The sequence below is a fragment of the Arthrobacter ulcerisalmonis genome, from assembly GCF_900609065.1.
Classification (GTDB): domain Bacteria; phylum Actinomycetota; class Actinomycetes; order Actinomycetales; family Micrococcaceae; genus Arthrobacter; species Arthrobacter ulcerisalmonis.
Window position 1 is genome coordinate 1 of record NZ_UXAU01000023.1, and the last position, 23,400, is coordinate 23,400.

24 protein-coding genes are annotated in these 23,400 nt (G+C 66.0%); 8 read left to right on the plus strand and 16 right to left on the minus strand.

Going from position 1 to position 23,400, the window contains the following annotated elements; translation table 11 throughout:
• Positions 1 to 292 precede the first annotated feature (292 nt).
• The 6 genes from PSET11_RS07865 to PSET11_RS07890 all read left to right on the plus strand — a co-directional run bounded on the left by PSET11_RS07865 (position 293) and on the right by PSET11_RS07890 (position 5,123).
• Positions 293 to 1,327 carry a thiamine pyrophosphate-dependent enzyme gene (locus PSET11_RS07865; protein WP_124091559.1) on the plus strand — a complete coding sequence of 345 codons (1,035 nt, stop codon included), beginning with the start codon at positions 293 to 295 and terminating at the stop codon, positions 1,325 to 1,327.
• On the plus strand, positions 1,320 to 2,345 hold the full coding sequence (locus PSET11_RS07870; RefSeq protein ID WP_124091560.1) for an alpha-ketoacid dehydrogenase subunit beta: 1,026 nt from the start codon (positions 1,320 to 1,322) through the stop codon (positions 2,343 to 2,345). Before PSET11_RS07865 ends, PSET11_RS07870 begins: the two co-directional genes overlap by 8 nt.
• A complete protein-coding gene (locus tag PSET11_RS07875) occupies positions 2,338 to 2,667 on the plus strand; it encodes a biotin/lipoyl-containing protein (protein WP_124091561.1) in 330 nt (109 codons plus the stop codon). Before PSET11_RS07870 ends, PSET11_RS07875 begins: the two co-directional genes overlap by 8 nt.
• A 4-nt stretch (positions 2,668 to 2,671) precedes the next feature.
• Positions 2,672 to 3,499: an alpha/beta fold hydrolase gene (locus PSET11_RS07880; protein WP_124091562.1), complete on the plus strand. Its 828-nt coding sequence runs from the start codon at positions 2,672 to 2,674 to the stop codon at positions 3,497 to 3,499.
• A 120-nt stretch (positions 3,500 to 3,619) separates the two neighbouring features.
• Positions 3,620 to 4,270, plus strand: a complete 651-nt coding sequence (locus PSET11_RS07885; RefSeq protein WP_124091563.1) for a phosphoribosyltransferase — start codon at positions 3,620 to 3,622, stop codon at positions 4,268 to 4,270.
• 121 nt (positions 4,271 to 4,391) lie between these two features.
• Complete coding sequence (locus tag PSET11_RS07890; protein WP_124091564.1) at positions 4,392 to 5,123, plus strand: IclR family transcriptional regulator; 732 nt, start codon at positions 4,392 to 4,394, stop codon at positions 5,121 to 5,123.
• A gap of 70 nt (positions 5,124 to 5,193) precedes the next feature.
• Here PSET11_RS07890 and PSET11_RS07895 read toward each other — a convergent pair whose 3' ends face one another.
• From PSET11_RS07895 to PSET11_RS07915, 5 genes are all read right to left on the minus strand, one after another.
• A complete protein-coding gene (locus PSET11_RS07895; RefSeq protein ID WP_377947241.1) occupies positions 5,194 to 6,531 on the minus strand; it encodes an MFS transporter in 1,338 nt (445 codons plus the stop codon).
• A gap of 87 nt (positions 6,532 to 6,618) precedes the next feature.
• Positions 6,619 to 9,702, minus strand: coding sequence for an AAA family ATPase (locus tag PSET11_RS07900; RefSeq protein WP_124091565.1), 3,084 nt, complete (start codon positions 9,700 to 9,702; stop codon positions 6,619 to 6,621).
• Positions 9,699 to 10,874 carry an exonuclease SbcCD subunit D gene (locus PSET11_RS07905; protein ID WP_124091566.1) on the minus strand — a complete coding sequence of 392 codons (1,176 nt, stop codon included), beginning with the start codon at positions 10,872 to 10,874 and terminating at the stop codon, positions 9,699 to 9,701. The genes PSET11_RS07900 and PSET11_RS07905 overlap by 4 nt, the downstream gene beginning before the upstream one ends.
• Positions 10,875 to 10,945: 71 nt before the next feature.
• Entirely contained in the window at positions 10,946 to 11,911 is a 966-nt protein-coding gene (locus PSET11_RS07910) for an MIP/aquaporin family protein (RefSeq protein WP_124091567.1), read from the minus strand.
• A gap of 176 nt (positions 11,912 to 12,087) precedes the next feature.
• Positions 12,088 to 13,131: a Y-family DNA polymerase gene (locus PSET11_RS07915; RefSeq protein WP_124091568.1), complete on the minus strand. Its 1,044-nt coding sequence runs from the start codon at positions 13,129 to 13,131 to the stop codon at positions 12,088 to 12,090.
• A gap of 74 nt (positions 13,132 to 13,205) precedes the next feature.
• Between PSET11_RS07915 and PSET11_RS07920 the strand changes: the two genes are divergently transcribed.
• On the plus strand, positions 13,206 to 14,291 hold the full coding sequence (locus PSET11_RS07920) for an ADP-ribosylglycohydrolase family protein (RefSeq protein WP_124091569.1): 1,086 nt from the start codon (positions 13,206 to 13,208) through the stop codon (positions 14,289 to 14,291).
• Here the strand turns inward: PSET11_RS07920 and PSET11_RS07925 are convergent.
• The 5 genes from PSET11_RS07925 to PSET11_RS07945 form a co-directional block, all read right to left on the minus strand.
• Positions 14,272 to 14,751 (minus strand): DUF4395 domain-containing protein, encoded by a 480-nt coding sequence (locus PSET11_RS07925; protein ID WP_124091570.1) that lies wholly within the window; start codon positions 14,749 to 14,751, stop codon positions 14,272 to 14,274. The genes PSET11_RS07920 and PSET11_RS07925 overlap by 20 nt on opposite strands.
• 138 nt (positions 14,752 to 14,889) lie before the next feature.
• The gene (locus PSET11_RS07930) at positions 14,890 to 15,891 is read right to left on the minus strand and encodes a 3'-5' exonuclease (RefSeq protein WP_124091571.1); all 1,002 of its coding nucleotides are present in this window, start codon (positions 15,889 to 15,891) and stop codon (positions 14,890 to 14,892) included.
• A 91-nt stretch (positions 15,892 to 15,982) separates the two neighbouring features.
• On the minus strand, positions 15,983 to 16,669 hold the full coding sequence (locus tag PSET11_RS07935; protein ID WP_124091572.1) for a hypothetical protein: 687 nt from the start codon (positions 16,667 to 16,669) through the stop codon (positions 15,983 to 15,985).
• Positions 16,666 to 17,595 carry an ABC transporter ATP-binding protein gene (locus PSET11_RS07940; protein ID WP_124091573.1) on the minus strand — a complete coding sequence of 310 codons (930 nt, stop codon included), beginning with the start codon at positions 17,593 to 17,595 and terminating at the stop codon, positions 16,666 to 16,668. The genes PSET11_RS07935 and PSET11_RS07940 overlap by 4 nt, the downstream gene beginning before the upstream one ends.
• Positions 17,592 to 17,987, minus strand: coding sequence for a GntR family transcriptional regulator (locus tag PSET11_RS07945; protein WP_203415937.1), 396 nt, complete (start codon positions 17,985 to 17,987; stop codon positions 17,592 to 17,594). Before PSET11_RS07945 ends, PSET11_RS07940 begins: the two co-directional genes overlap by 4 nt.
• 126 nt (positions 17,988 to 18,113) lie before the next feature.
• Between PSET11_RS07945 and PSET11_RS07950 the strand changes: the two genes are divergently transcribed.
• Entirely contained in the window at positions 18,114 to 18,917 is an 804-nt protein-coding gene (locus tag PSET11_RS07950; protein ID WP_124091574.1) for a DedA family protein, read from the plus strand.
• Between the two features lie 74 nt (positions 18,918 to 18,991).
• Here the strand turns inward: PSET11_RS07950 and rdgB are convergent, their stop codons facing one another.
• From rdgB to clpS, 6 genes are all read right to left on the minus strand, one after another.
• Complete coding sequence (gene rdgB / locus PSET11_RS07955; RefSeq protein ID WP_124091575.1) at positions 18,992 to 19,645, minus strand: RdgB/HAM1 family non-canonical purine NTP pyrophosphatase; 654 nt, start codon at positions 19,643 to 19,645, stop codon at positions 18,992 to 18,994.
• Positions 19,642 to 20,400, minus strand: coding sequence for a ribonuclease PH (gene rph, locus PSET11_RS07960; protein WP_124091576.1), 759 nt, complete (start codon positions 20,398 to 20,400; stop codon positions 19,642 to 19,644). The genes rdgB and rph overlap by 4 nt, the downstream gene beginning before the upstream one ends.
• A gap of 59 nt (positions 20,401 to 20,459) precedes the next feature.
• A complete protein-coding gene (locus PSET11_RS07965; protein WP_124091577.1) occupies positions 20,460 to 21,257 on the minus strand; it encodes an MBL fold metallo-hydrolase in 798 nt (265 codons plus the stop codon).
• Positions 21,254 to 22,267 carry a glutamate racemase gene (gene murI / locus PSET11_RS07970; protein WP_238989082.1) on the minus strand — a complete coding sequence of 338 codons (1,014 nt, stop codon included), beginning with the start codon at positions 22,265 to 22,267 and terminating at the stop codon, positions 21,254 to 21,256. The genes PSET11_RS07965 and murI overlap by 4 nt, the downstream gene beginning before the upstream one ends.
• 124 nt (positions 22,268 to 22,391) lie before the next feature.
• A complete protein-coding gene (locus PSET11_RS07975; protein WP_124091579.1) occupies positions 22,392 to 22,958 on the minus strand; it encodes a DUF2017 domain-containing protein in 567 nt (188 codons plus the stop codon).
• Entirely contained in the window at positions 22,951 to 23,334 is a 384-nt protein-coding gene (clpS, locus tag PSET11_RS07980; RefSeq protein ID WP_124091580.1) for an ATP-dependent Clp protease adapter ClpS, read from the minus strand. Before clpS ends, PSET11_RS07975 begins: the two co-directional genes overlap by 8 nt.
• Positions 23,335 to 23,400 lie beyond the last annotated feature (66 nt).

The window sequence follows — 23,400 nt, forward strand, 5'->3', positions numbered from 1 at the left end:
GAAACCGCCCTGCAACGCTATTTCCAAGCACACCCCGAACGGTTTAGCGCCCGCCCGAGGACACCGACGCCCGCTGGCACGGTAGGGATCAACCTGCCAAACGAGAAACCAAAAAACAAAGCCGCATGACTCCACACAGCTTGACATCGAGCGTTAGCGCTACCTAGTTGGGAGAGGGGGCGCTATACAGACTGCACGGCCTATGCGTCTCCAAGCAGCCAACCCGTGGCAGTTTGAGCACTAAACACTAAGCCGATTGCACACTTTCGGCATGGTGACTAGGGTCACAGCCATGGACCTTCTCCCCCTGGCCGCTGGCACGTCTGCGCCGCCGCCCACCCCCGAGCAACTCCGGGACCTTTACCGGCTGATGGCCACCGTCCGGTATCTCGACACGTCCGCCGTGGCGTGGCAACGGCAGGGCCTCATCCCCGGTTATGCCCCGGAACTTGGCCAGGAAGCAGCCCAAGTGGGCAGCGGCTACGCCGTGGATCTGACCCGGGACTTTGTCTTCCCCACGTACCGGGAGATGGGCGTGGCCCGCGCCATGAACGTGGACATGGTGGCGTACATGTCCACCCATAAGGCCACGTGGCATGGCGGCCTCTACGATCCCCAGCAGTCCCGGCTCGCCCCCATTCAGGCCGTGGTGGCCGGTTCGGTCCTGCACGCCGTCGGTTGGGCCCACGGCCAGACCCTGGCTGGCCAGGACGGTGTGGCCCTCACCTATTTCGGCGACGGCGCCTCCTCGCAGGGCGACGTGCACGAGGCCCTGAACTTCGCCGCCGTGATGCAGGCACCAGTGGTGTTCTTCGTGCAGAACAACGGCTGGGCCATTTCCGTCCCCACTGAACGCCAGGTGGCCGGCGGCACTGTTGCTGCCCGCGCGGCCGGTTATGGAATCCCCGCCCTGCACATCGACGGCAACGACGTGGTGGCAGTCCTGCAGGCCACCCGGCAAGCCTTGGCCCACAGCCGCGCCGGGCATGGCCCCGTCCTCATTGAAGCCATGACCTATCGCCGCGGGCCGCACTCTACAGCCGACGATCCAGGCCGCTACCGCACCTTGGCAGCGGAGCACGACGACGCCGGCCCCGACCCCCTGGTCAGGTTCCGCCAAGTGCTGCTCACCGAAGGAGTGGCCGACGAGGCCTTCTTCCTCGCCGTTGCCGAATCCGCCAAAGCCGAAGAAGAGTCCCTCCGGCACGGACTGGGCGCGCTGGGCCCACGCCCCGGCGCCGAAATGTTCAGCCTGGTGTTCCAGGAGTCAACGCCCACCCTCGATGACCAGGCGGCCCGCTGGCGGAAGGAGTCCGAACATGTCTAAAACATCCCTCGAAACCACGGCGGACCCCGCCACCAACGTGCTGGAACTTTCCATGCAGCAAGCGCTGAATAGGGCGTTGGATGAGATACTCCTTGAGGACCCCAAGTCCGTCATCTTCGGCGAAGACTGCGGCCAACTGGGCGGTGTCTTCCGGATCACCGACGGGCTGCAGGCCAAGCACGGCGTCGCCAGGGTTTTCGACACCCCACTGGCCGAGTCGGGGATCCTGGGCATGGCAGCCGGTTTGGCCATGGCCGGATTCCATCCCATCCCCGAGGTGCAGTTCGACGGCTTCGCCTACCCCGCCATCAACCAGATTGTCTGCCAGATCGCGCGGGTCAACTACCGAAGCCGGGGCACCTTGCCCATGCCCATCACCCTGCGGGTGCCAAGTTTCGGCGGAATCCGGGCACCTGAACACCACGGCGAATCCCTTGAGGCTTTGTTTGCGCACGTTCCGGGGCTCAAGGTGGTGTCGCCGTCGTCGCCCACAGAGGCTTACCACCTGCTCAAGTACGCCGCGGCACGGCCCGATCCGGTGATTTTCATGGAACCGAAGTCGCGTTATTGGCAGAAGGGCCCGGTAGACCTGGCCGATGCTGGACCACGAACAGGTGCCAAGGTCGTCCGCGAGGGCAGGCACCTAACTCTCATCGCCTGGGGCGCCATGGTGGCGCGGTGCCTGCAGGTTGCCGAACTGGCGGCCGAGGACGGCGTCGACGTGGAGGTCTTGGACCTCCGCTGGCTCAAGCCGCTGGATGCCCCGGCGATGGTGCGGTCCGTGCAAAAGACGCGGCGCGCCGTCGTCGTGCATGAGGCGCCGCTGACCTCGGGCCTTGGCGCGGAGGTCGCCCAACTCATCACCGCAGGCTGTTTCGACACGCTCAAAGCACCCGTGGAACGTGTGACCGGATTCGATGTGCCATACCCGGCCGGAGATCTGGAAGATGAATACATCCCCAATATTGACCGCATCCTCAATGGAATCCAACGTGTATTGGAGTATCGCCGTGGCTGAACTTTCGTTTCCCCTGCCGGATCTTGGCGAGGGCCTGATCGAAGCGACGGTGCTGGAATGGCTGGTTTCACCGGGCGACATGGTGGAGCGCAACCAACCGCTCGTGGAGGTGGAGACCAGCAAATCCGCCGTCGAACTGCCCAGCCCGCAGGCAGGTAAAGTGGTGCGTACCTTCGGCGAGGCTGGCGGACGGATTAGTGTTGGCGAGCCTCTGATTGTGTTTGACGTTCCGGACAAGACGGCCGGAATTGTGGGCACGGTGCCGGCGGAAGAGGCCCCCACGCGCCGGGTCCGCCTGAGCGCCGTACTTGACGAGGACTGACACTATGAGCGGCAGGCACACCGGTATCCAGCAGACGCACACGGTGGAGGGCATCGATCCGCAGCTGCACGTCGCGGTGCACGAGCCCGAGTCCGACGCCGGGCTCCGGCCTGTCCTGCTGATCCATGGTTTCTCTTCCTCCAGCAAGCTGAACTGGGACGATACCGGCTGGGTGGCTGCCCTGCTCAATGCTGGCCGCCGCGTCATCACCGTGGACCTGCCCGGCCACGGTCTCAGCGGCGCTCCCGATGAGCGCGATGCGTACTCCCCCAGCAAGATTCGCGCCGACCTCCTGCAGGCAGCGGTCGACGCCGGCGCCCGCCCCCTGCAGGCCGGGAACCCTGCCAGCGGGCTCGACGTGGTGGGCTATTCCCTGGGGGCCCGGCTCGCGTGGGAATTCGGGGCTACCCAGCCGGAGTTGGTGCACAGGCTGGTACTGGGTGGGGCCAACGTGGCCGACCCGCTCGCCGAGTTCGATCTGGTCGCCGCCCAGGATTTCCTGGCCGACGGAACGCCCATCGCCGATGAGTCCACTGCGCGGCTCCTCAAGATGGCGTTGTTGTTGCCCAGCAACAACATTTTTGCCCTGCTCACCCTCGTCGAAGCCATCAAAGACGAGCCGTACGATCCGGCCAAGGCCGTGCCGCACGTCCCCATCCTCTTGGTCTCCGGAGACCAGGACGAAAGGGTGGGCGCGCTGCCCGAACTTGCTGAACTGGCAACCGCTGCCGGCGCCACCGTGGAGCAGTTGGTGCTCCCCAACCGGACGCACACCAACGCCGTCACCAGCAGGGCCTTCAAGGAAGCCGCGATCGCCTTTCTGGCGCGATAGGGTCGCGGTGCGGCGCTGCCTCTGACCCGGCTGCCAAGAGGGCTGTCCGGCGTGCAAAGCCGTGGCGGGATGCCGGCTGTAGGCTGATGTCCAACATGGCAGTTGGGCCGGAAGGGATTCATGGGAACGCGCTTCGATGACCGCTCTGATGCCGGTCGACAGCTTGCTGCCGTGTTGACTCAATTTCGTGAGCAGCCAGACACCGTGGTGTTGGGGTTGGCGCGCGGCGGGATCCCGGTTGCCGCGGCTGTTGCCCAGACGCTGTTCCTGCCTCTTGGGACGGTGTTGGTCCGAAAATTGGGCATCCCTGGACACCCTGAGACGGCTTTCGGCGCTTTGGCATGGTCCTCGGGACGGACTGTCCGGATCCTCAATCGCCCACTTCTGGACCGGGTGTTGGTCCACGGCGTGACACAAGCAGATCTTAAGCACGTTGAGGACCTGGAACGCACCGAGCTGCGGCGACGCGCGGACCTTTACCTGGAATCCGAGCCCAGCGTCGCGGGCAAGACGGTCCTCCTGGTGGACGATGGACTGGCCACCGGCGCCACGTTGCGGGCCGCTGTGGCTGCGGTCCGGGCCAGCGGCGCAGCGTCCGTGATCGCTGCGGCCCCCGTGGGATCGGTAGATGCAGAAGCCTCCGCCGAGGAAGTCTGCGATGCCGTGTTCTGCCTGCACCTGCCCGGTAAGTTCCGGGCTGTGGGCCTCTTCTACCGGAACTTTGCCCAGCTCACCGATCAGGACGCCATCGCAGCCCTCACGCGCGGCTGATGCTGGCACGCCGGGCTTGCTGGTGTCCGAGCAGGCCGGCACGCACAAAGCCAGGCTCGCCGGTAGGGCGTAGCGCCACATCTCGAGCCCGCTTTTACTGCCGGGCCCTAGGATGGATTGCATGACTTCCTCCGCTGCAGCACAGGCCGGGGCGCCGCCAACTGCATCCCCCTCGCAGACCTTGTCCCGTGGTATCCGCGCGCTGGAGATCCTCGCGGCCGCGCCCGGCCCGCTGACCATTGCCGAGCTTGCGGATGCCATGGGCGTGCACCGCTCGGTGGCGTACCGGATCCTGCGGACCTTGGAAGACCACTCGCTGCTGAAACGTGATGGTTCAGGCCGGATGCAGCCTGGTCCCGGGCTGGCGGTGTTGGCCCGCGGAGTCTCGAAGGACCTGCAGACGGCGGCGCTTCCGGAGTTGACCCAACTGGCCAATCAGCTGGACATGACTGCCTTCGTGGCGCTGTGGGACCAGCACGACTGCATCACCCTGGTGGCCGTGGAGCCACGCCATGTGGGTGGAACGGTGGCGCAGCACCCGGGCAGCAGGCATCCGCTCAACGCGGGCGCACCCGGAATTGCGATCCAATCCACCATGACTGAAGCCGAATGGGATCAGCTGGGCACCGGCGTCGGCTACCGCGCCGAAGCGGCCGAAGCCCGGCAGCGCGGCTACGCGGACAGCCACGACGAGGTGATTGCAGGCGTCACCTCACTGGCATCGCCGGTCCGCATCCCGGGCGGTCGACCCGCCGCTTTGGCTGTTGTGTACATCCGGACAGCGCACGAACCCGCTGCGGTGGGCGCGGCGCTGGCCGCCAGCGCCGCGAGAATCGAAAGCCTCCTAGTTTAGCAGGGCACGCGGCGGGTTGCTACCGCGCTCGTTTCCGGCCCAGGACGACGGCGGCTCCCGCACCCAAGAGTTACCGCGCGCCTCTCCGACCGAGGACGACGGCGGCTCCCGCACCCAGAAGGGCCAAAGCAACTGCCGCAGCAACGGGCGTGAGGAACGCAGCCGAGTAGCCGAAGGACTGCGCCAAGCCGCCACCAATCGACGAACCGAGTGCCGTCCCCGCCACAATGCCGCTGGCCAAGGCCGTCATGACGGTCCCCAGCCGACGAGCCGGTGCCAGCTTCCCGCCGACCGAAAAGACGGTCACCATGACCGGACCCACAGGGATGCCCAGGACCAGCAGGACCACCACCATGGCCCCCAGAGAGCTGGGGAGCAGCAGAAGGACGGCGAAGACGGCCATGGCTGCAGCAGCTAGGAGCCACCGTAGTTGTAGCGTGAACCTCGGCGACCAGTAGGCCACGGACAGCGCCGCCACTGCCGAGCTCAAACCCATCACCGCGTACAGCAATCCGGCCAGTTCCGAGCCACCGAAACCTGCCGAAAAGGCACTTAGTGCCGCCTGGGTGGAACCAAAGAACGTGCCCATGCACACCATCGCCACCACGGGGAGGGCCACGGTCCAGGGCATTTTCGGCGCGGGAGCGGAGGAGGTGGCTGACTCCGCGAGAACAGCGCCAGGGTCGGAGCCGGGGCGTTTGGTGGCGCGCCGGCTAACGGGTACCGCCTGGTGGGTGGGGTGGGACGCAAACGCCGGAACCAGGGTGATGGTCATGGCGGCGGCAACGGCCAGGGGCAGCCAGGGCGCCACCGCACTGGCCAAGATCCCCACCAAGGCCGGTCCCAGCACAAACGTGACTTCATCGGCGGTGCCCTCGTAGGACAAGGCGGTGTCAAGGTCGCGGGAGTTCTGCGTGGGCTTGCCGCGTGACGTCAGCGCCATCCACCGGACACGGGCCAGCGGCCCAACCTGCGGACAGCTTCCACCGGCCAGGAATGCGGCGATCAGCACGGCAAGGGGGAATCCGCCGGCGTCGCCCATCGTGACAGCTGCCAGGATGACGGCGAGCACGGCCACGGTGTTGAGGATGGCCGCCACCAGGAGGACTGGGCGTTGACCCAGTTTGTCCGCCAGTGCTCCCAGGACGGGTGCGCCGACCGCCGAACCAATACCGACGGCGCCAGCCGCGGACCCACCCACGGCATAAGATCCGCTGACTGAGGTGACAAGCGTCAGGGTGCCAACAGTGAGCATGGCCAGTGGCAGCCTGGCAAACAGCCCAATGGGTAGGAAACTCCGGCCCGCGAGGTGCGGGAGCCGGGCAAACCGGCCTTTGGCTGCGGGCTGGTCATCAGGGGCAATGGAGGCGTCGACAGTGCTGGACGCCGGGGAAGATGAGGGTGTCAATTCCGGGCTCGTTCAAGTAGTGCGCATCGTCCCTCCTCCCGATGCGCGAAACCCGGTAACACCACCATGATACCGGGTTCCACGCTCCTAGTCTGTGAGTTCCACCGCATCTGAAATGCGCAGGCTTGACCCGTTCCGGGCCTTGATGACCTGCAGCTGGACGCCGATCCGTTGCTTCATTTCGGCAACGTGACTGACCAACCCCACCACCCTGCCGCCGTCGCGAAGTCCCTCCAATGCATCCATGACCTGCTCGAGCGATTGCTCATCCAGGCTGCCGAAGCCCTCATCCACGAAGAGAGTCTCGATCTCCACCCCGCCAGACTCCTGCTGGACAACATCTGCCAAGCCGAGGGCCAGGGACAGAGATGCCATGAACGACTCACCGCCGGAGAGCGTGGACGTGTCGCGGCGGAAACCCGTCCACTGATCCACCACTTCCAAACCGAGCCCGGACTTGGCCCCCTTGGCCGCTTTCGCATCGGTGTACTGCAAAAGGTAGCGGCCATCGCTCATGGCCACCAGCCGCTCCGAAGCCGCAGCTGCAACCTGCTCCAGGCGAGCGGCAAGGACATAGCTGTTGAGGCTCATCCTGTAGGTGTTGTCACCTCGCCCGGACGCGGCGTCGGCAAGACCCGCCAGCATGCGCGCGTTCTCCGCGGGCCCCTCCGCCGAGCCAGCAAGCTGAGCGTACTCGGCGCGAATGGTCTGCACCGATACCAGGCACCGCCGGGCCATCCCGGCTGACAACTCCGCGTCCCGCGCCAGCGCGTCCGCTTCGGCGGAAGCCTCGCGGAGTGCCAGCAAACCCTGGGGACCGAGGTTACCTCCCGCTGCTGCTTCCTGCTTGGCCAGGACCAGATCGGGCGAGGCGAAGAGTTCGCTGACCCGCGCGGCCTCATCCAGGGTGCCCCTGATGCTGGCCTGAAGCTGGAGCACCTGGGCCGGATCCAGCAGCTGGTTCCTGGCTTCCTCGGCGCTGTCGAAACCCGCGTCGGGTAACGCGCCCGCCAACTGCTCCCGGGCTTCCACAGCAGCCGAACGTGCCCGGTCACGTTGCTCTTGGGCGTTGATGGCCTTGGCAAGGACGTCGACGGCGCTTTCCAAGGCACGCAAACGCTGCGGCAGGCTCCGATGTCCATTGCGCAACTCGAGCAGCGCTTCGTCCAAGGCGTCAGTCTGCTCGGCGAACGACGCCATGGCAGCCGTTGCTTGCGACAACTCGGATTCAAGGCTGGTCCGCTGCTGAACCGAACTCTCCAGGACCAACTCAAGGTCCTGGAGCCGGTCCCGGACCATCGCGAGCCGCTCGCTGGCGTCCTGAGCATCAGCCGCGGCCTCCCGGCAGCCTGCTGCTGCCGCAACAGCCTCAGCCTCAGGGGTAGCTCCGCCTTGCCCGGCAAGGACGGCCACCTGCTGATCGGCGTCGTTCAGCAGCGCGGCAACCTGCGCAAACACGGCCTCGGCGCCATCGTGCTCAGCTGCGGCCATCTCCTCTGCCTGGGCCAGTCCGGGCCCACTGGCTGCCGAAACAGCCAACGCAGGATGGTCGGTGCTGCCACAGACAGGGCATGCGCCGCCTGCTGCCAGCTGCGCCGCAAGCTCAGCGGCAGCGTTCAAGAGCCGGGCTTCGCGCAGGTCGAGCCAGCGCTGCTTGGTGTCCAGCCGAACTTCCCGGGCCTGCTCGAACCGAGCCTGGACGGTGTCCCGGGACTGTGCTGCCGTACTGTACTTCCGGACAATCAACACAAGATCGTGGGCGTCCGCTGCCGCTTTGGTACGCAGTGCCAGCTCCCCGGCCAGTGCCTCCAGGTCCGGCAATCCGCTGCGGAGATCAGCCCGCTCCGTGGCAAGCCGGGCTTCACGCGCGGTCAGCTCCTGCAGCGTGGTGGTCACGGCCGTGTGCTGATCCAAGGCTGCGGAATGCTGGCGTCGCAGATCTCGCAGCCGGTCCTCATCCGGAAGCCGATCCTCCACCACGGCCAACAGTGACCGTAGCCTGCCAAGTTCGGTCTCTGCCACCTGAGAAGCAAACGCCCCACCGGTGGGGTCGAGACCGCTTTCTCCCGGTTCACGCTCGGTCAGGTCGAGCTGCGCCAATTCCACGTCTTCTGCGGCCGCCATGCGGAGCAGGGTGAGCGCCGATTCGGCTGCACTTTCAGCAGCGTCGGCCCGAGCCAAGCTGGTGTCCACGGCCTGGAGTTGCGCGGCCAACACTTCGGCTTGCCGGTGGCGTTCCAGGCGCGCTGTCTGATCCGCCATGCCGGGTGCGGCCTGCTGGACAGCCTCCTCCCGTGCCGTGGCCGAAACCAACATGGCGCTTCGGTGCTGGCGGGCTTCCTCTGCGGCGACGGCGTCAGCGCGGTTCGTAGCGTCCGCTCGGGCCGTCACTGCAACGTCGGCGAGAGCCTGCACCTGTCCGGCCACGGCAGTGCTGAGCCACGCGAGACGTTCGGGGGTCTCCTCCGCCGGGACGGCGTCGTCGTACACCAATTCCAAGTCGGCGACCTCAGACTCTGCCCGGGCCGACAACATGGCCAGTTGGCTGAACAGCGCCGCGACCTCATCCCTGGCCGCTGCCGCCTGGCGCACCAGCTCCTTCTCCACGGCTTCAAAGCGTTGGGTACCGAAGAGTTGCTGCAGCAGGTCAAGCCGGTCAGAGGCCTTGGACCGAAGGAATGCTGCGAAATCACCCTGCGGCAGCATGACCACGCGCGTGAATTGCTCCCGGCTCATCCCCAGGACGGCGAGGATCTCGGCTCCCGCCTCATCGTTTCGGGCAGACTTTTCCTGCCAGCTGCCGTCCACGCGTTCACGCAACAGTGTTTTAGCCTGTTGCGTGGTGTAGCCGTTCTTGCCACGCGCGCTGGGCTTGTTCCAGGCTGGCCAGCGCGTCACCTCGAACCGACGGCCCTGGGCGGTGAATTCGCAGCTGACAGCAGGTTCCTGGGCCGGGTCTGCGTGATCGCTGCGGAGGCGTTTGCCGTCCTGCCGTGCGCCGGGAACCGACCCGTAGAGGGCGAAGCAGATGGCATCGAGGACGCTGGTTTTGCCAGCACCCGTTGGCCCGTTGAGGAGAAAGAGGCCGTGGGCGCTCAACCGGTCAAAGTCGATCTCCTCCGTTCCCGCGAAGGGACCGAACGCAGAGATGCTCAGGTGGTGGATCCTCACCGGGACGCCTCCTCAATCCGGACATTGTCCAGCGCCGAAGCCAGGGCTGCCTGCTCGGCCGCGTCAGCATCCCGGCCGCGCACGTGCGAGAGAAAGCCGCAGCAGACCGCCAAGTCGTCAGGGGCGCCGGCAAGCCGGCTGCTGTACGTGCTGGCGGTTGCTGACGGGCCGCCCACCGGATCGAAGTTGAGGACCAGGGTGTCGGGGAATCGGGCCCGCACCTGGTCCATGGCCCGGGCGGGCCGCTGCGCATCCGTCAGGGTGATCTGGCAGTAGGCGGTCTCGGCCCACGCATGCTCGGAGGCGTCGAGGAGGTCCCGCAGCGCACCGCGCAGCACGGCGAGTTCCCGCGGCGCATCCCAGCCGATGTCCTCGACAGCTTCGACACCGTTCGGGCCAATATCTACCAACCAGCCGCCCTTGCGGTGGCCAGCTTCCGAGAACGAGTAGGCAAGGGGCGAGCCAGAGTAGCGGACGTTGGGCGCCAGCGTCTGGCGGCCGTGCAGGTGCCCCAGCGCCGAGTAGCTGAATTCGGCGAAGAGATCCAGCGGGACGGCGCCGACGCCACCAATGCTGAGGTCCCGCTCACTCTCCGAGCTGATCCCGCCGCTGGCGAAGGTGTGGGCCAGCACCACTGAGTGCACCGTAGTTTTTTCGTCGCGCACTGCAATATCCGCCGTGACCTGCGCTGTTGCTGCCTGCGTAACATCGAAATGGTTGGGCTGCACACCGAAGTGATCGGCAACCATCCTGGGCTCGAGCCAGGGGATGCCGTAGATGGCCAGCACCGCCTCAGCTCCCTGGGCATCGAGTCCCAATGGCAGGATCAGCGGTTCTGCGAGGTTCTCCACCCTGGTCCGGAGGTGGACTCCCCCGCGTTCAAGCAATGACGAGGCAAAGCCCAGCCGGATGGCGGAATCGTGGTTGCCGCTGGTGAGGACCACCTTGGCACCAGCCGCCGTCAGCCGGACCAGGGCATCATCGAGGAGTTTCACCACGTCAACGCCTGGCAAGGCACGGTCGTACACATCCCCCGCGATCAACACCACGTCCACCCCGTGGGTCTGCACGGCGCCCACGAGTTGGTCGACAAAGCTCCGCTGGGCGTCAAGCATTCCGACGCCGTGGAAAGACCGGCCCAGGTGCCAATCGGAAGTATGGATTAACCGCATATTTCTAAGTTATCCGGTGCCACCGACAGTTCGGCGCACCGGCTTCGCTATGTGGATTACTCGCGTCCGGCTCAGCTGCGCTTGCCGTCGAAGAATTCCTGGGCCTCGTTGCTGTTCCGGGCCGCGTTCACAGTGGGTGAGGTGGCCGGCGTAGCGGGGGCGGGCACGGCATCGGCGGGCGTTTCTGCAGGTGAGGGGACGACGGCGGGTGCCTCGGCGTCGTCGTCCGTGTCGGTTTCGTCTGCCTCGGCGTCGTCCTCGAGGTCACTGATGAGTGCCACGGCTGCGGTCGGGACTGCCGAGAAGCTGCGGAAGAGGAGCCCGGCGATGGCGGCGCCGGTCAGGGGTGTCAGGACGAAAACCCAGACCTGCTCGATGGCCCAGCCGGAGCTGAAGAACGCCGAAGCCAACGCCCGGGCGGGGTTGTACGGGAGGTTGCCGATGGTCTGGCCCAGCTGCAGCAAGCCCGCAAAAGCGAGGCCCACCGCCACGGGTGCGGCGGCCCGGGCAGCATTGCCGCGGGTGGTGGCGCCCAGGAAAACGGCGACGAGGATGAGCGAACCCAGCAGTTCGAGGAGGATCACGGCGGCCACCGGCGCCTGCACGATGGAGTGCTCGCCGAAGCCTGCGGCGACGGTGTCGAACGCTGTCCGGCTGTCTTGGATGGCCGGCAGGGTGCGGAGGACGCCGAAGAGGGCGACGGCGCTGATGACTGCGCCAACCAACTGCGCCAGGACGTACGCTGCGGCGTGACCGGCGCGAATACGACCGGCAACCAGGTGGCCCAGGGTAATGATGGGGTTGAAGTGACCACCCGAAACGTGCCCCACGGCGAGCATGGCAGCAGTGACGGCGAGGCCGGCGGCCAGCGTGGCAGGCAGCGGGCTGGTCTGCGGGATGCTGAACAGCGGTACGCCGAGCGCCACCACCGAGATGAACAAGCTTCCGAACGCCTCGGCGCCCAAGCGGGGCAGCAGACCAAGACCAGGACCAGCTGGCTGGGGTGCGTCGGACCGGGCGGGGACGAGCGTGCTCATGGGAAACCTTTGGTTGGTGCGAAACGGGGTGTGCTGCCGCCTGGCAACCCGGCTATTTTGCCAGCCGCGCCTGTGCGTTAGCTGGACGCTTGCCCCTCGCCGAGATGCCAAGTAGCGGCAATGGTGGGCACCGGGTTTGCCGCGAACTGCGATCTGGCTGCGGCCGGGAACTCCGGTCAAAACAGGGTAGCGGGAACCTGGCTTGCAGCTTGGAGCCCGGTCAGGCTCACGCTCAGTCCCTGAAACGGCGGCAACGCAACGTGATTGATCATCCCCGCCGCGATGGGCAGCCACAAGGAGCTGTCCGCGCTCGGATCCGGCTCCACGTGCCGATAGGTGCGGGGTTTTCCGCCCTGCTCCGGCCGCAGCATGAGCGTCACTCCCCGACCCACCAGGCCGGCCCTGCTTGCTCGCCGGCACACCCGCTCGGTGCACGCGGCCACCATCTCCAGCGGGGTGGCGTCCGGCCGACGATAGCCGGCCGTGGCTGCCTCCGCTTTCAGGACGGTGCGCGCCGCGACGGGCCGCACCTCGGCGTCGTCCGTGCCATCCCGGTAGCTGCGGAGCCGCCGCCCCATGCCCGTGCCGCACACGGCATCCAGTTCCGCCCCCGAAACAGCGTCCAGATCCTGGAGGCGAACGACGCCGATGGCCTGCAACCGCTGGACCGTCAGGGCTCCGACGCCCCAAGCCTCTGTCAGGGGCAGGTGAGCGCGCAGGTCCGCCTCCTGGTCCGGGCCGAGCATTCCTAGGCCATCGGGTTTGGCGGCCCGGGAGGCGAGCTTGGCCATCAGCTTGGTCCGGCCAATCCCCACGGTGACCGGTAGGCCCAAATCTGCGGCAGCCCGCCGTCGAACCTCACGGGCCGCGGTGTGGGCCGCGCCCGCATCCGTGGCTCCGACATCGAGGAAGGCTTCCTCCATGGACCCCGGCTCCACAGCGTCCGCGAGCTCGCCAAAGAGATCCATCAAGGCATCGCTGGCGTCCTCTACCTCTGCAAGCGGCACATCAACCAAGGTCAACTCGGGGCACAGCTGTTGGGCCTCCCGGACGAGCATGGCGGCATGGACACCGCAACGGCGAGCCGGATAATTAGCGCTGGCCACAAAGACGTGGGCTACTGCAGCCATGGGCACGGCGGCGAGTTCGGGCCGCCGTCGGATAATCACGGACGCGGCAAAAGCATCGGCGTCGGCATGAAGGAGCAGCGAGCGGGGCACCCCCTCATGCTAGCGAGCGGCACCGACAAACCAGCCCGGCCATGGCCCTGCCGCGGCCACGGTAAATTTGCAGCATGAGCATCGAACCTGCCGTCACGGCCACGTCCCGCATTTACGGCTGCCTGCTGGGCGGGGCGCTCGGGGATTCACTGGGCTACGCCGTCGAGTTCGACTCCATCGAGGACATCCGGCACAGGTACGGGGCACGCGGCCTTAACGGCTTCGCCGCAGTTGGCGCCCCCAGCCACTTCTCCGACGACACCCAAATGACCCTCTACACGGTGGACGGTTTAGTCGAGGCCCTCGAGTGGGCCAACTCGGGGGTGGGCGCCGACGCCAACGCCTGCCTCTGGCTCTCCTACCTCCGTTGGCTGGGCACCCAGGGCGTCGAAGCGTCGGCCAAAGCCCCGGTCCCGCAGCCCCGGTGGATCGACTCGAATAGTGTCCTGCACCAGCAGCGCCACCCCGGCAAAGCGTGCGTGTCCGGGCTGGCCACCGGTGAGATGGGCACCTCCATCCGCCCCGTCAACCCGGACTCGAAGGGTTGTGGGACCGTGATGCGCTCTGCTCCGTTCGGCCTCATCCCGCATATCCCAGCCGACGCCGTCTACACCCTGAGTTCCGACGCCGCATGCCTGACGCACGGGCACGCCTCAGCGCGGCAAAGTGCTGGCATGTTCAGTCTGCTGATCCACCACCTGGTCTCCGGCGCGACCCTGGATGAAGCGGCGGACCGCGTACGCACGGGCGCAGCGAACCTCCCCCACGTTGTGCAGGAACTGCCCCTGCACCTTGAAGCCGCCGTTGAGCTCGCCCGCCGGGGCCCGGTCAGCCCGGAGGAACTCGTGGCCGCACTGGGTGAAGGCTGGGTCGCGGAGGAAGCGCTCGCCGTCGGGCTCTACGCGGTCCTCGCCACCCAGCCCGGACAGGATGAGCACCGGGACCCGGCCGCCGCCACTGAACATTTTCGCGCCGCCATTGCCTTGTCCATCAATCACAGCGGCGACAGCGACTCTACAGGCTCCATTGCGGGGAACATCCTGGGTACTTACTACGGCGAAGCGTGCCTGCCCGAAGAATGGCTGGCAGAACTTGAAGGCCAGGAGGTCATCCGGGGCATGGCTGCCCTGCTGGTAGGAGTTACGGTCGGCGAAGGCTGATGTTGTTGCAGGCCTCGCAGATGTCGTCTGGAATGAGGCCGCGGCGCTGTAGGAAGCCGAAGATCACGCAGCCAACGCAGAATCCCCAGAAGGACTCAAGCGATGCAGCCACCACAATCATGGCCAACCCTGCGTAGGCTCCCGGGACGACGCCGGCCAGAAAGAGCAGCAGCGCAATCGTGGTGACAGCTGCTCCGATGCCTTGGGCAAATCGTTTGGGCGGGCCAGCCACCAACCGCACTTTGCCCAAGCGGGGCGTGATGACTTTGACGGAGAGCAAGGCCAGCGGCGAGATCCGGGGCCCAAAGAGTACCCGCAGCCAGAAGCCCACTGCGAGCGCCGCGAATCCCCAGACCGAACCGGTCAGGGCTGTCAGGAGCGCGAGCCCCACCACCAGGCCAGCTGTCACGCGGGCGGCGTACTCGTTGACGGGATTGGGGAACGCAAACAGGGAACTCATGAGCCAAGGGTAGGAGCGCCCCGGTCCAAGGGAAAGAAATGTTGCCCCTTGTGAATACTCGCCCACCAATCAGGCCAGCCACAACCGGGCTGCAGCATGCACCGAACCGACTCGAGTCGGACCAAGGAGCAACAGCAGCTACGTCGCGGCGGCGGCCAGACTCCCCACCATCTGCAGGAACTCCCCTTCGGAGATGACCTCGATGGCCTGGCCTTTGTCATGCAGGTCAAGGACGCGTTTGGCTTTTCCGGTCAGCCGGCCGGATCGCAGGTCTGCGGCAACGAAGCCATCCCCCACCACCAGGACTGTGGTCCGGCCGGTGACGCGGCTTTCGGGCTGCGCGCCGAGTTCGGCGGAGAGGATCTTGGCTTCAGGCCGGCTGATAGCCAGTTCGCCGGTGAACACCACGGTCTGCCCGTACAGCGGGTGCCCTGGCGCGGCGGCGGGATTGGGTGGTGGATTGGCACCTTCGTCGGGCCAGCCCGACTGGAAGGGTCGGACCAGCGCGGCACCATTCCCGGAGGACAACGCCGCCAGGCTCGGCTTCGAGAGCGGGTCAACGGCTGGGTCGAAAGCGTCCTGGTGTGGCATGACCAATCCCAGGGAGAGGTACAGCTCGGCCACACTGTTGGCGCCGTTGCGTCGGGCGATGTCGATCAGGATTCCCGCGCAGGCACGGGCGTCCTCGGTGGCATCGTGGTGGTTGACCAGCGGTACGCCGGCTTCCTCGGCGGCGAACGGCAGCGAGTTCGAGACGAGCGAGTAGCAGCGGCGCGACAGCATGACGGTGCAGACGTAGTCGTAGGCGGGTCCGGGCAGCCCCGAGACTTCGAGGGCCGAACGGATCACGCCGAGATCGAACGCGGCATTGTGGGCGGCCAGGATGTCATCGCCAATGAACGCCCCGATTTCGGGGAACAGCTCACCAAACCGAGGCTGGCCGGCCACGTCAGCGGCGGTGAGGCCGTGAATGCGGGTGTTGTGATACTCGAAGTGGTCGTGCCGGGCCGGCGGTCGCATCAACCAGGACGCTTCCGCCACCACGCGGCCGCCCCGAACCTTGGTCAGCCCCACGGAGCAGGGCGAGCCCCGGAAGCCATTGGCCGTCTCGAAATCGATCGCCGTAAAGTCCAAACCCACGCCCATACTTTACCGCCGGACAGGACCGCTTCGGTGTTACCGGGGCGGCCCTGTCATGGATATCACGCGGACGACGGCGGGAGGTCACCTTTTACGGGGTTGCCCGCCGCAGCGTGAGGAACGATCCGCCGGCCAGCAGTGCGGACAACACGACTGCCCAGAGCCCCAAGGTCAGAGGTGACTGCTCGCTGGACCACGCCCCAACACTGCCCCACCACTCGTTGACGGTGGTGACCGCGATGATCCCCACCAGGAGCACTCCGGTGCCAATGAGCGAAACCAGCAGCCCGGTGGCCCCCCAGCGTTTGAAGATGGTGGCAAACCAGAAGCCAAGGATGAACATCAACATCATCGCTGCGAAGAAGAACACGCCGGTGCCGTACCAAGGTCCCTCGGAGATCCAGGGAATGTTGAAGAAGTAGCCATTCATGCCCCAACCACCGGTGGCCCGTTCCACCATGGCTCCCAGCAGGTAGATCACGGTCATCACCACTGCAAGCGCCGAAAAGACACCCAGGGTCCCTTGGAAGTAGGCCCGCCGGCTGATGCTCAGTGCCTGCGAGAACGGGAAGGCCATGGTCATTCCCTGGATGCCCAGCACCATGAAGTACCAGAGGGGTGCCTGGCTGCCACCGCTGAATTTCGGCGCGGAGACCGGGATCAGCGCGAAGATTGCGAGGGACAGGATGAACGTGACGGCCAGGATCAGCAGCGGGCTGCCCACGTACGTCCACTTGGTGACCAGTTGCATCCTTGCCACTGACAGCGTCCGGCTCATTGCCTTGCCTCCATTGCATCCAGTTCTGCTCTCTTTGCCAGGCCCGGTTGGGGTCGGCTGTTTCCTGTGGTCTTTCGCACCACCAGCTGCTGCAACGGCACCGGCGCCAGCTCCAGTCTCAGGCTCTGGGCTTCGATCCGCTGCGCGGCCGTCAACACCTGGTCCACCGTCACCGAGGCAACTGAGCCGAGGGTTTCGCGGTGCAGGATTGCCATCCCAGCGGTGAAACCGTCCACCACGGCCGCGGTGCCCACCACCGTGGCGGCCGATCCGCGCAGTTCCTCTGCTTCGGCGTCGATCAGGACCTTGCCCTGGTCCAGGACGATCACGTGGTCCAGCAGGTTGGCTACCTCATCGATGAGGTGTGAGGACAGCACCACGGTCCGTGGGTGGTCGGTGAAGTCGGCCAGCAGGTGATCGTAGAACAATTGCCGCGCCACGGCATCCAGCCCCAGGTAGGGTTCGTCGAAGAACGTCAGTTCCGCCCGAGCGGCCAGACCAATGATGACCCCGACGGCGGACAGTTGCCCACGCGACAGCTTCTTGATCCGCCGTTTGAGGGGAAGCCCAAAGTCCGCCACGAGCCGATCGGCAAACTCCTGGTCCCAGTTGGCAAACATCAACTGCGCCGCCTTGAACGCGTGCCGGGCCGCGAAGTCATCCGGGTAGCGCTGGGACTCTCGGACGAAGCACACCCGCCGCAGCACGGCGTCGTTCTCGTAGGCTTCTTCGCCAAAAACCAAGGCCTGGCCGGTACTGGCAAATGACTGCGCCGTGATGATGGACATCAGGGTGGTCTTGCCGGCTCCGTTGCGGCCCAGAAGTCCGTAGATCCGATCGGCGGTGAGCGTCACGGAGACGTCGTCGAGAGCAAGCACGTCCTTGTAGCGTTTGGTCAGATTCCGGGCCTCAACCACTGCGTTCATAAGGCCGCGCTCCTTTCTTGGTTGCCTTCCTGCGCGGCGTTGGCGCCGCGGATGATCATCTGGCTCAGCTCGACGGCGGGGATCCCGAGTTTTTGGGCCTCCGCCGCCAGCGGCCGAACGTACTGCTCATAGAATTCTTCGGTCCGCCGGGCCACGAGGACCCTTCGCGCTCCCGTGGCCACGAACATGCCGATCCCCCGTCGCTTGTAGAGAATGCCGTCGTCCACGAGCAGGTTGACGCCTTTGGCTGCCGTGGCCGGATTGATGCGGTGAAACGCCGCGAACTCGTTGGTGGACGGCACTTGGGTTTCTTCAGCCAACGCGCCGTCCACAATGTCGTTTTCAATCAGCGCGGCGATCTGCAGGTAGATAGGCCTACTGTCATCGATCACGGGTCACCGCCTTTTCTGATGTGCTAGTCAAGCCGCAAGCTCAGCTGGTTCATTACTTGTGTAACTAACCATACAACCAAGTCACCTAAGCATGTCAAGTACCCTTGAAAGGTGAACCTCCCCTTGATGAACGACCTTGCTGTGTCCATGCTGGGCGGTGCGGGACCGGTGCAGCCACAGCTGGCATCGTTCCTCCCCGACTGGCTGAACCCCCAGATCTTCCTGGCCGATCCTGCGCTGGCTCCCTGGGTGGTGTTGCTGGTCTGCGGCATTGTCTTCGCCGAGACCGGCCTGCTGGTGGGCTTCTTCCTGCCGGGCGACTCCATGCTGTTCACCGCGGGCCTGTTGGTCGCCACCGACACGATCAAGTTCAACGTCTGGCTGTTGGCCCTGCTGATCATCATCGCGGCCATCATTGGCAACCAGACGGGCTACCTGATCGGTTCCAAAGCCGGTCCAGCCATCTTCAACAAGCCCAACTCACGCCTGTTCAAGCGCGAGAACGTGGAGAGCGCCCATGCCTTCTTCGAGAAGCACGGCGGCAAGGCGTTGATCCTGGCACGCTTCGTCCCCATTATCCGCACCTTCGTGCCGGTAATCGTCGGCGTCGCGCAAATGGACAAGCGCAAGTTCTTCCTCTTCAACGTGATCGGCGCGGTCCTCTGGGGCGGCGGCGTGACCTTGTTGGGCTACCTCCTGGGGAACCGGGTGCCCTGGGTCCGCGACAACCTCGACATCATCTTCATCTTGATCGTCCTGGTGTCCGTCCTGCCCATCGGCATCGAGGTCCTGCGCGGGCTCGCCGCCAAGCGCCAGGCCACGGCGTATGGCACCGACCCCGTTGACGAGTTCATCGAGGAACACACACCGGAGGTTGAGCACAAGACGCCCCGGACCATCAGCGATCCGGAGCCGGAACAACGCCCCTAGCCGGGCCAGCAAAGCAAAAGGCGTCCCTCCCACCAGTGTGGGAAGGACGCCTTTTTGCATAGCGTTCGACGGCGTCAGTCGCCGTCGTTGTTCAGCGCAGCGATGATCGCCGGCAGCAACGCCCGGAAGGCTTTGCCCCGGTGGCTGATGGTGTTCTTCTCGGCTGGCGTGAGCTCGGCGCAACTCCGGTCCTCGCCCAGCGGCTGCAGGATGGGATCGTAGCCAAAGCCGCCGGCACCCCTGGGGGCGAACAGCAGCGTGCCCTCGAGTTGCCCGTACTCCACGTCTTCGCGGCCCGGTGCTGCCGAGGTACCGGGAACGGCCAGCGCGGCGGCGCAGACAAACGCCGCAGCGCGATGTTCGGTCGCAATATCGGCCAGCTGCTTCAGCAGCAGGTCCAGGTTGGCTTGGTCGTCGCCGTGCTTCCCGGACCAGCGCGCCGAGAAAATCCCAGGTGCGCCACCCATGACGTCCACGGCAAGGCCCGAGTCGTCGGCGATGGCTACCACCCCGGTGGCCGCGGCAACCGCCCGAGCCTTAAGGAGAGAGTTCTCCGCGAAGGTGACGCCGGTTTCGACGACGTCCGGGGCACCCACGGCGCCGGCGTCCACTACCTGGGTGTCGACGTCGAGCCCTGGCACCTGGCCGCGAAGCAGCTCCCGCAATTCGCGGAGCTTGCCCGCGTTGTGGGTGGCCAGGACCAGCCGGGGTGCGGCGGGGTCGGTCACAGGTTGTCTGCCAGCGTTTCGCGCTGGATGGCTGCAAGCTGCGTGGTGCCGAGCAGCGCCAGGTCCAGGAGTTTGTCCAGCTCAGCCCGGTCGAACGGCGCGCCCTCGGCAGTGCCCTGAACTTCAACGAACTTGCCGGATCCGGTGACCACCACGTTCATGTCGGTTTCGGCCCGGACATCCTCCACGTACGGCAAGTCCAGCATGGGAACGCCGTCGATGATCCCCACGGAGACCGCGGCGATGGTGTCCACCAGTGGCTGGGCGTTCTTGTTGATGAGCTTGTTGTCGCGGGCGAAACGGATGGCGTCGGCAAGCGCCACGTAGGCGCCGGTGATCGCTGCGGTGCGGGTGCCGCCGTCGGCCTGCAGGACGTCGCAGTCCAGCACGATGGTGTTTTCGCCCAGCGCCTTGGTGTCGATGATGGAGCGCAGCGAGCGGCCGATCAAGCGGGAGATTTCGTGCGTCCGGCCGCCGATCTTGCCCTTGACCGACTCGCGGTCCGAGCGGGTGTTGGTGGCGCGGGGCAGCATGGCGTACTCGGCGGTGACCCAGCCACGGCCTTCGCCCTTGAGCCACCGCGGCACCCCTGCTGTCAGCGACGCCGTGCACAGCACCCGGGTGTTGCCGAATTCGATCAGCGCCGAGCCTTCGGCTTGGTTGGACCAGCCTCGCGTGATGCTGATGGGCCGGAGCTGATCGGGGGTGCGGCCATCGGCGCGGACAGGAGGCACTGCGGTTGCATCAGAAGTCATGCCACCAGCTTATCGAGTGCGGCTGGTGCCCCCGAACCGGCAACGAACTAATGCTGCCCTCAGATCGTGTAGTGCACGCCGGCTACGGCAACTGCCACATCGCCTGGAAAGACGGGCCGGGCCTCTGCCATCACCGTGGTGGGTGAGGTCCAGACGGGGATGTGCGTGAGCAGGAGCCGGCGGGCGCCTGCTGCCGCGGCTGCCTCGCCCGCGCGCTTGCCGGTGAGGTGCACATCCTTGATGTCGTCGTCGCGCCCTTCCTCAAAGGCCGCCTCGCAGAGGAAGAGGTCCGCGTTGCGGGCTGCGTCTTCGAGGCCCTGGCAGGAGTCGGTGTCCCCGGAGTAGGTCAGGACGCGGCTGACCAGATTGCCGTCGCGGTCGGGTTCGGTCACATCAACGCGGAGGGCGTACGCCTCTTCGACGGGGTGGTTGACGGAATACGGGGTGACGGTGAACGGCCCCACCGTGACGGGCACCTGTTCGGCCCAGTTGGTGAAGTCGAACTCCTCGTGCATGCCCGGGTCCAGATCCAGCCCGTAGGCCGTGGCCATCCGGTCCGCCGTGGCCGCAGGTCCCCAGACCGGAATCCGGCCGCGGTCCCAGCCGCCCGGCTTCCACCGCACTGCCACGTGCAACCCGCACAGGTCCATGCAGTGGTCGGGGTGCAGATGGGTCAGGAAGATGGCGTCAATGTCCTCGAGATCGGTGTAGCGCTGGATTGCACCGAGGGCGCCACTGCCGAGATCCATCACCACTTTCCAGGTCCGTTCCCCGTCCGTGGCCGTCAGGAGGTAGCACGACGCCGGTGAACCCGGTCCAGGAAAAGAACCCGTGCAGCCAACAATGGTCAGCTTCATAGGCTGGGCCTTCCACTGCGACCGGTCCCCGCGAGCCGGCCGGCCACGAAGTTGGAGATGCGCGGCCGGTTGCTGGCGCTCTGCGCGGCGGCGATCATCTCGGGAGTGATGCGGGCCAGGCTGCCCGTTGGATATTGGGCCGCCACGTGGTCAACGTGCTGCACGGAGAGGACTTCCGGGCCCAGGAAGCGACGGGCCAGTGTCTCGAACTGGCCAGCGTCACCGGTGGCCACGAAATGGTGTTGAGGCGCAGAGGTATCGGTGCGTTGCAGGTTGCGCGTGGCCAGCGCCCGGTAGACGTCCTTGGCCGTTTCCTCGGCGCTGGACACCAGGGTCACCTCGGCGCCCATCACGAACGAGATCACCCCGGTCAGCAGCGGGTAGTGGGTGCAGCCCAGGACCACGGTGTCCACTCCTGCAGCCTTGAGCGGGGCCAGGTATTCCGACGCCACGGCCAACAGATCCGGGCCGGTGGTGATGCCCGCTTCGACGTAATTGACGAACTCTGGGCAGGCAACGGAGGTGATGGCAAGGTCGGGCGCGGCGGCAAACGTGTCCTCGTAGGCGCGTGAACCTACGGTGGCGGAGGTGCCGATCACGCCCACCCGGCCGGTCCGGGTCGCAGCGACGGCGCGGCGCACCGCGGGCTGGATCACTTCGATGACCGGGATCCCGTACCTGGCGGTGTAACGCTCGCGGGCGTCGCGGAGCACCGCGGCCGACGCCGAATTGCAGGCGATGGTCAGCAGCTTCACACCGGAGTCCACCAGTTCGTCCATCACGCCGAGGGCATTGGCGCGGACTTCGGCGATGGGCAAGGGGCCGTAGGGTCCGTGGGCGGTGTCGCCGACGTAGAGGATTGCTTCGTTGGGAAGCTGGTCAATGATGGACCGGGCCACGGTCAGCCCGCCAACACCTGAATCGAAAACGCCAATGGGGCGTGATTCCAGCGCAGCGGCCAGTTCTTCGGTGGCGCCGTTGGCCAACGGAACCGCTGCTGATGGATCCATGCTCGAAGCTGTAGTCATGATTATTCGAGGATAGGGGTTCCCCGAGCCCTCAGCCATCACCTTGTGCTCCGTGACTCATGTCTGGTGTGTCACAGCGGATGACTCAGCCATCAGCTGGTGCACCTCAGCGCCGCGTCTCGATCGACTGCAGCATCGCCTGGACCAGGGATTCCTGCAGCCAAGTAGTGAAGTTGTAGACCAGCGCCAGGTAGCTTTCCACGTCTTCGGCCTGCGACCAGTCCTGCATGCGGTGGACGTGTTCGGCGTCGGCTTCGTCCCGGATGTCCAGCCGCTCAGCCAGGACCAGCCGGACATCGTTCAGGGCCATCGACCAGTGCCGAGCGGCATCGGCGGTGAGGACCAGCTCGTCCCGGTCAAGATCCAGGGCCACGGCACGCAGGGCGCCCACCTTGGTTTCCCGCAGCGTGCGTTCGGTAAGCTGGCGGAACTCAAGGGACGCGCCGTCGTCGTTCTTCATGACGTTGGGAAGCAGCCGCAGGACCGCGCGGTCCGTGGGCGTATCCACGTCCATGTCCAGCCCGATCAGGGCTGCCAGCGGATCCTGCTCGGCAATTTCCTCAGGTTCGAGCATGGAGATGACGTCGTCGATGAGGCTGCGGACAAGTTCCCGCTCCGCGGGTTCGAGGTAGCCGGTGATGCCTTTGAGCCCGTATTTGAATGCCTTAGCCACGATTTCCCTTGCCCTTGCCGGGTCCGCCGTTCTTGCCGGATTTCCCACCGGAACCGCCACTTGCCTTCTCCACCGTTGCCCACAGGCCGAACCCGTGCATGGCGACGGCGTGGCGCTCCACCTGTTCCTTGCTGCCGCTGGTGACGATCGAGCGGCCCTTCTTGTGGACCTCCAGCATGAGCTTGTTCGCCTTGGTTTCGGAGTAGCCAAAGTAGCTCTGGAAGACGTAGCTGACGTAGCTCATCAGGTTGACGGGATCGTTCCAGATCACCAGGTTCCAGGGGACGTCCGGCGCCGTCAGGGAGTCAGTGGCTTCCTCTGCTCTGGTCCGGGTCCCCTCCTGGATGTCAGTGCGGGGCGCAACGCTTAAGGTCATCAGCCCATTCTATGGGGAGCGTGGGTAGTGAGACGCAAGGCGGGTGGATGGGCCCACGCCCGCGAG

Excerpts from the sequence above, each read along its gene's own strand:
- PSET11_RS07865 (WP_124091559.1), top strand. The coding sequence starts at position 293 with ATGGACCTTCTCCCCCTGGCCGCTGGCACGTCTGCGCCGCCGCCCACC.
- PSET11_RS07870 (WP_124091560.1), top strand. The coding sequence starts at position 1,320 with ATGTCTAAAACATCCCTCGAAACCACGGCGGACCCCGCCACCAACGTG.
- PSET11_RS07880 (WP_124091562.1), top strand. The coding sequence starts at position 2,672 with ATGAGCGGCAGGCACACCGGTATCCAGCAGACGCACACGGTGGAGGGC.
- PSET11_RS07885 (WP_124091563.1), top strand. The coding sequence starts at position 3,620 with ATGGGAACGCGCTTCGATGACCGCTCTGATGCCGGTCGACAGCTTGCT.
- PSET11_RS07890 (WP_124091564.1), top strand. The coding sequence starts at position 4,392 with ATGACTTCCTCCGCTGCAGCACAGGCCGGGGCGCCGCCAACTGCATCC.
- PSET11_RS07905 (WP_124091566.1), bottom strand. The coding sequence starts at position 10,874 with ATGCGGTTAATCCATACTTCCGATTGGCACCTGGGCCGGTCTTTCCAC.
- PSET11_RS07910 (WP_124091567.1), bottom strand. The coding sequence starts at position 11,911 with ATGAGCACGCTCGTCCCCGCCCGGTCCGACGCACCCCAGCCAGCTGGT.
- PSET11_RS07920 (WP_124091569.1), top strand. The coding sequence starts at position 13,206 with ATGAGCATCGAACCTGCCGTCACGGCCACGTCCCGCATTTACGGCTGC.
- PSET11_RS07925 (WP_124091570.1), bottom strand. The coding sequence starts at position 14,751 with ATGAGTTCCCTGTTTGCGTTCCCCAATCCCGTCAACGAGTACGCCGCC.
- PSET11_RS07935 (WP_124091572.1), bottom strand. The coding sequence starts at position 16,669 with ATGAGCCGGACGCTGTCAGTGGCAAGGATGCAACTGGTCACCAAGTGG.
- PSET11_RS07940 (WP_124091573.1), bottom strand. The coding sequence starts at position 17,595 with ATGAACGCAGTGGTTGAGGCCCGGAATCTGACCAAACGCTACAAGGAC.
- PSET11_RS07950 (WP_124091574.1), top strand. The coding sequence starts at position 18,114 with ATGAACGACCTTGCTGTGTCCATGCTGGGCGGTGCGGGACCGGTGCAG.
- rph (WP_124091576.1), bottom strand. The coding sequence starts at position 20,400 with ATGACTTCTGATGCAACCGCAGTGCCTCCTGTCCGCGCCGATGGCCGC.
- PSET11_RS07965 (WP_124091577.1), bottom strand. The coding sequence starts at position 21,257 with ATGAAGCTGACCATTGTTGGCTGCACGGGTTCTTTTCCTGGACCGGGT.
- murI (WP_238989082.1), bottom strand. The coding sequence starts at position 22,267 with ATGGATCCATCAGCAGCGGTTCCGTTGGCCAACGGCGCCACCGAAGAA.
- clpS (WP_124091580.1), bottom strand. The coding sequence starts at position 23,334 with ATGACCTTAAGCGTTGCGCCCCGCACTGACATCCAGGAGGGGACCCGG.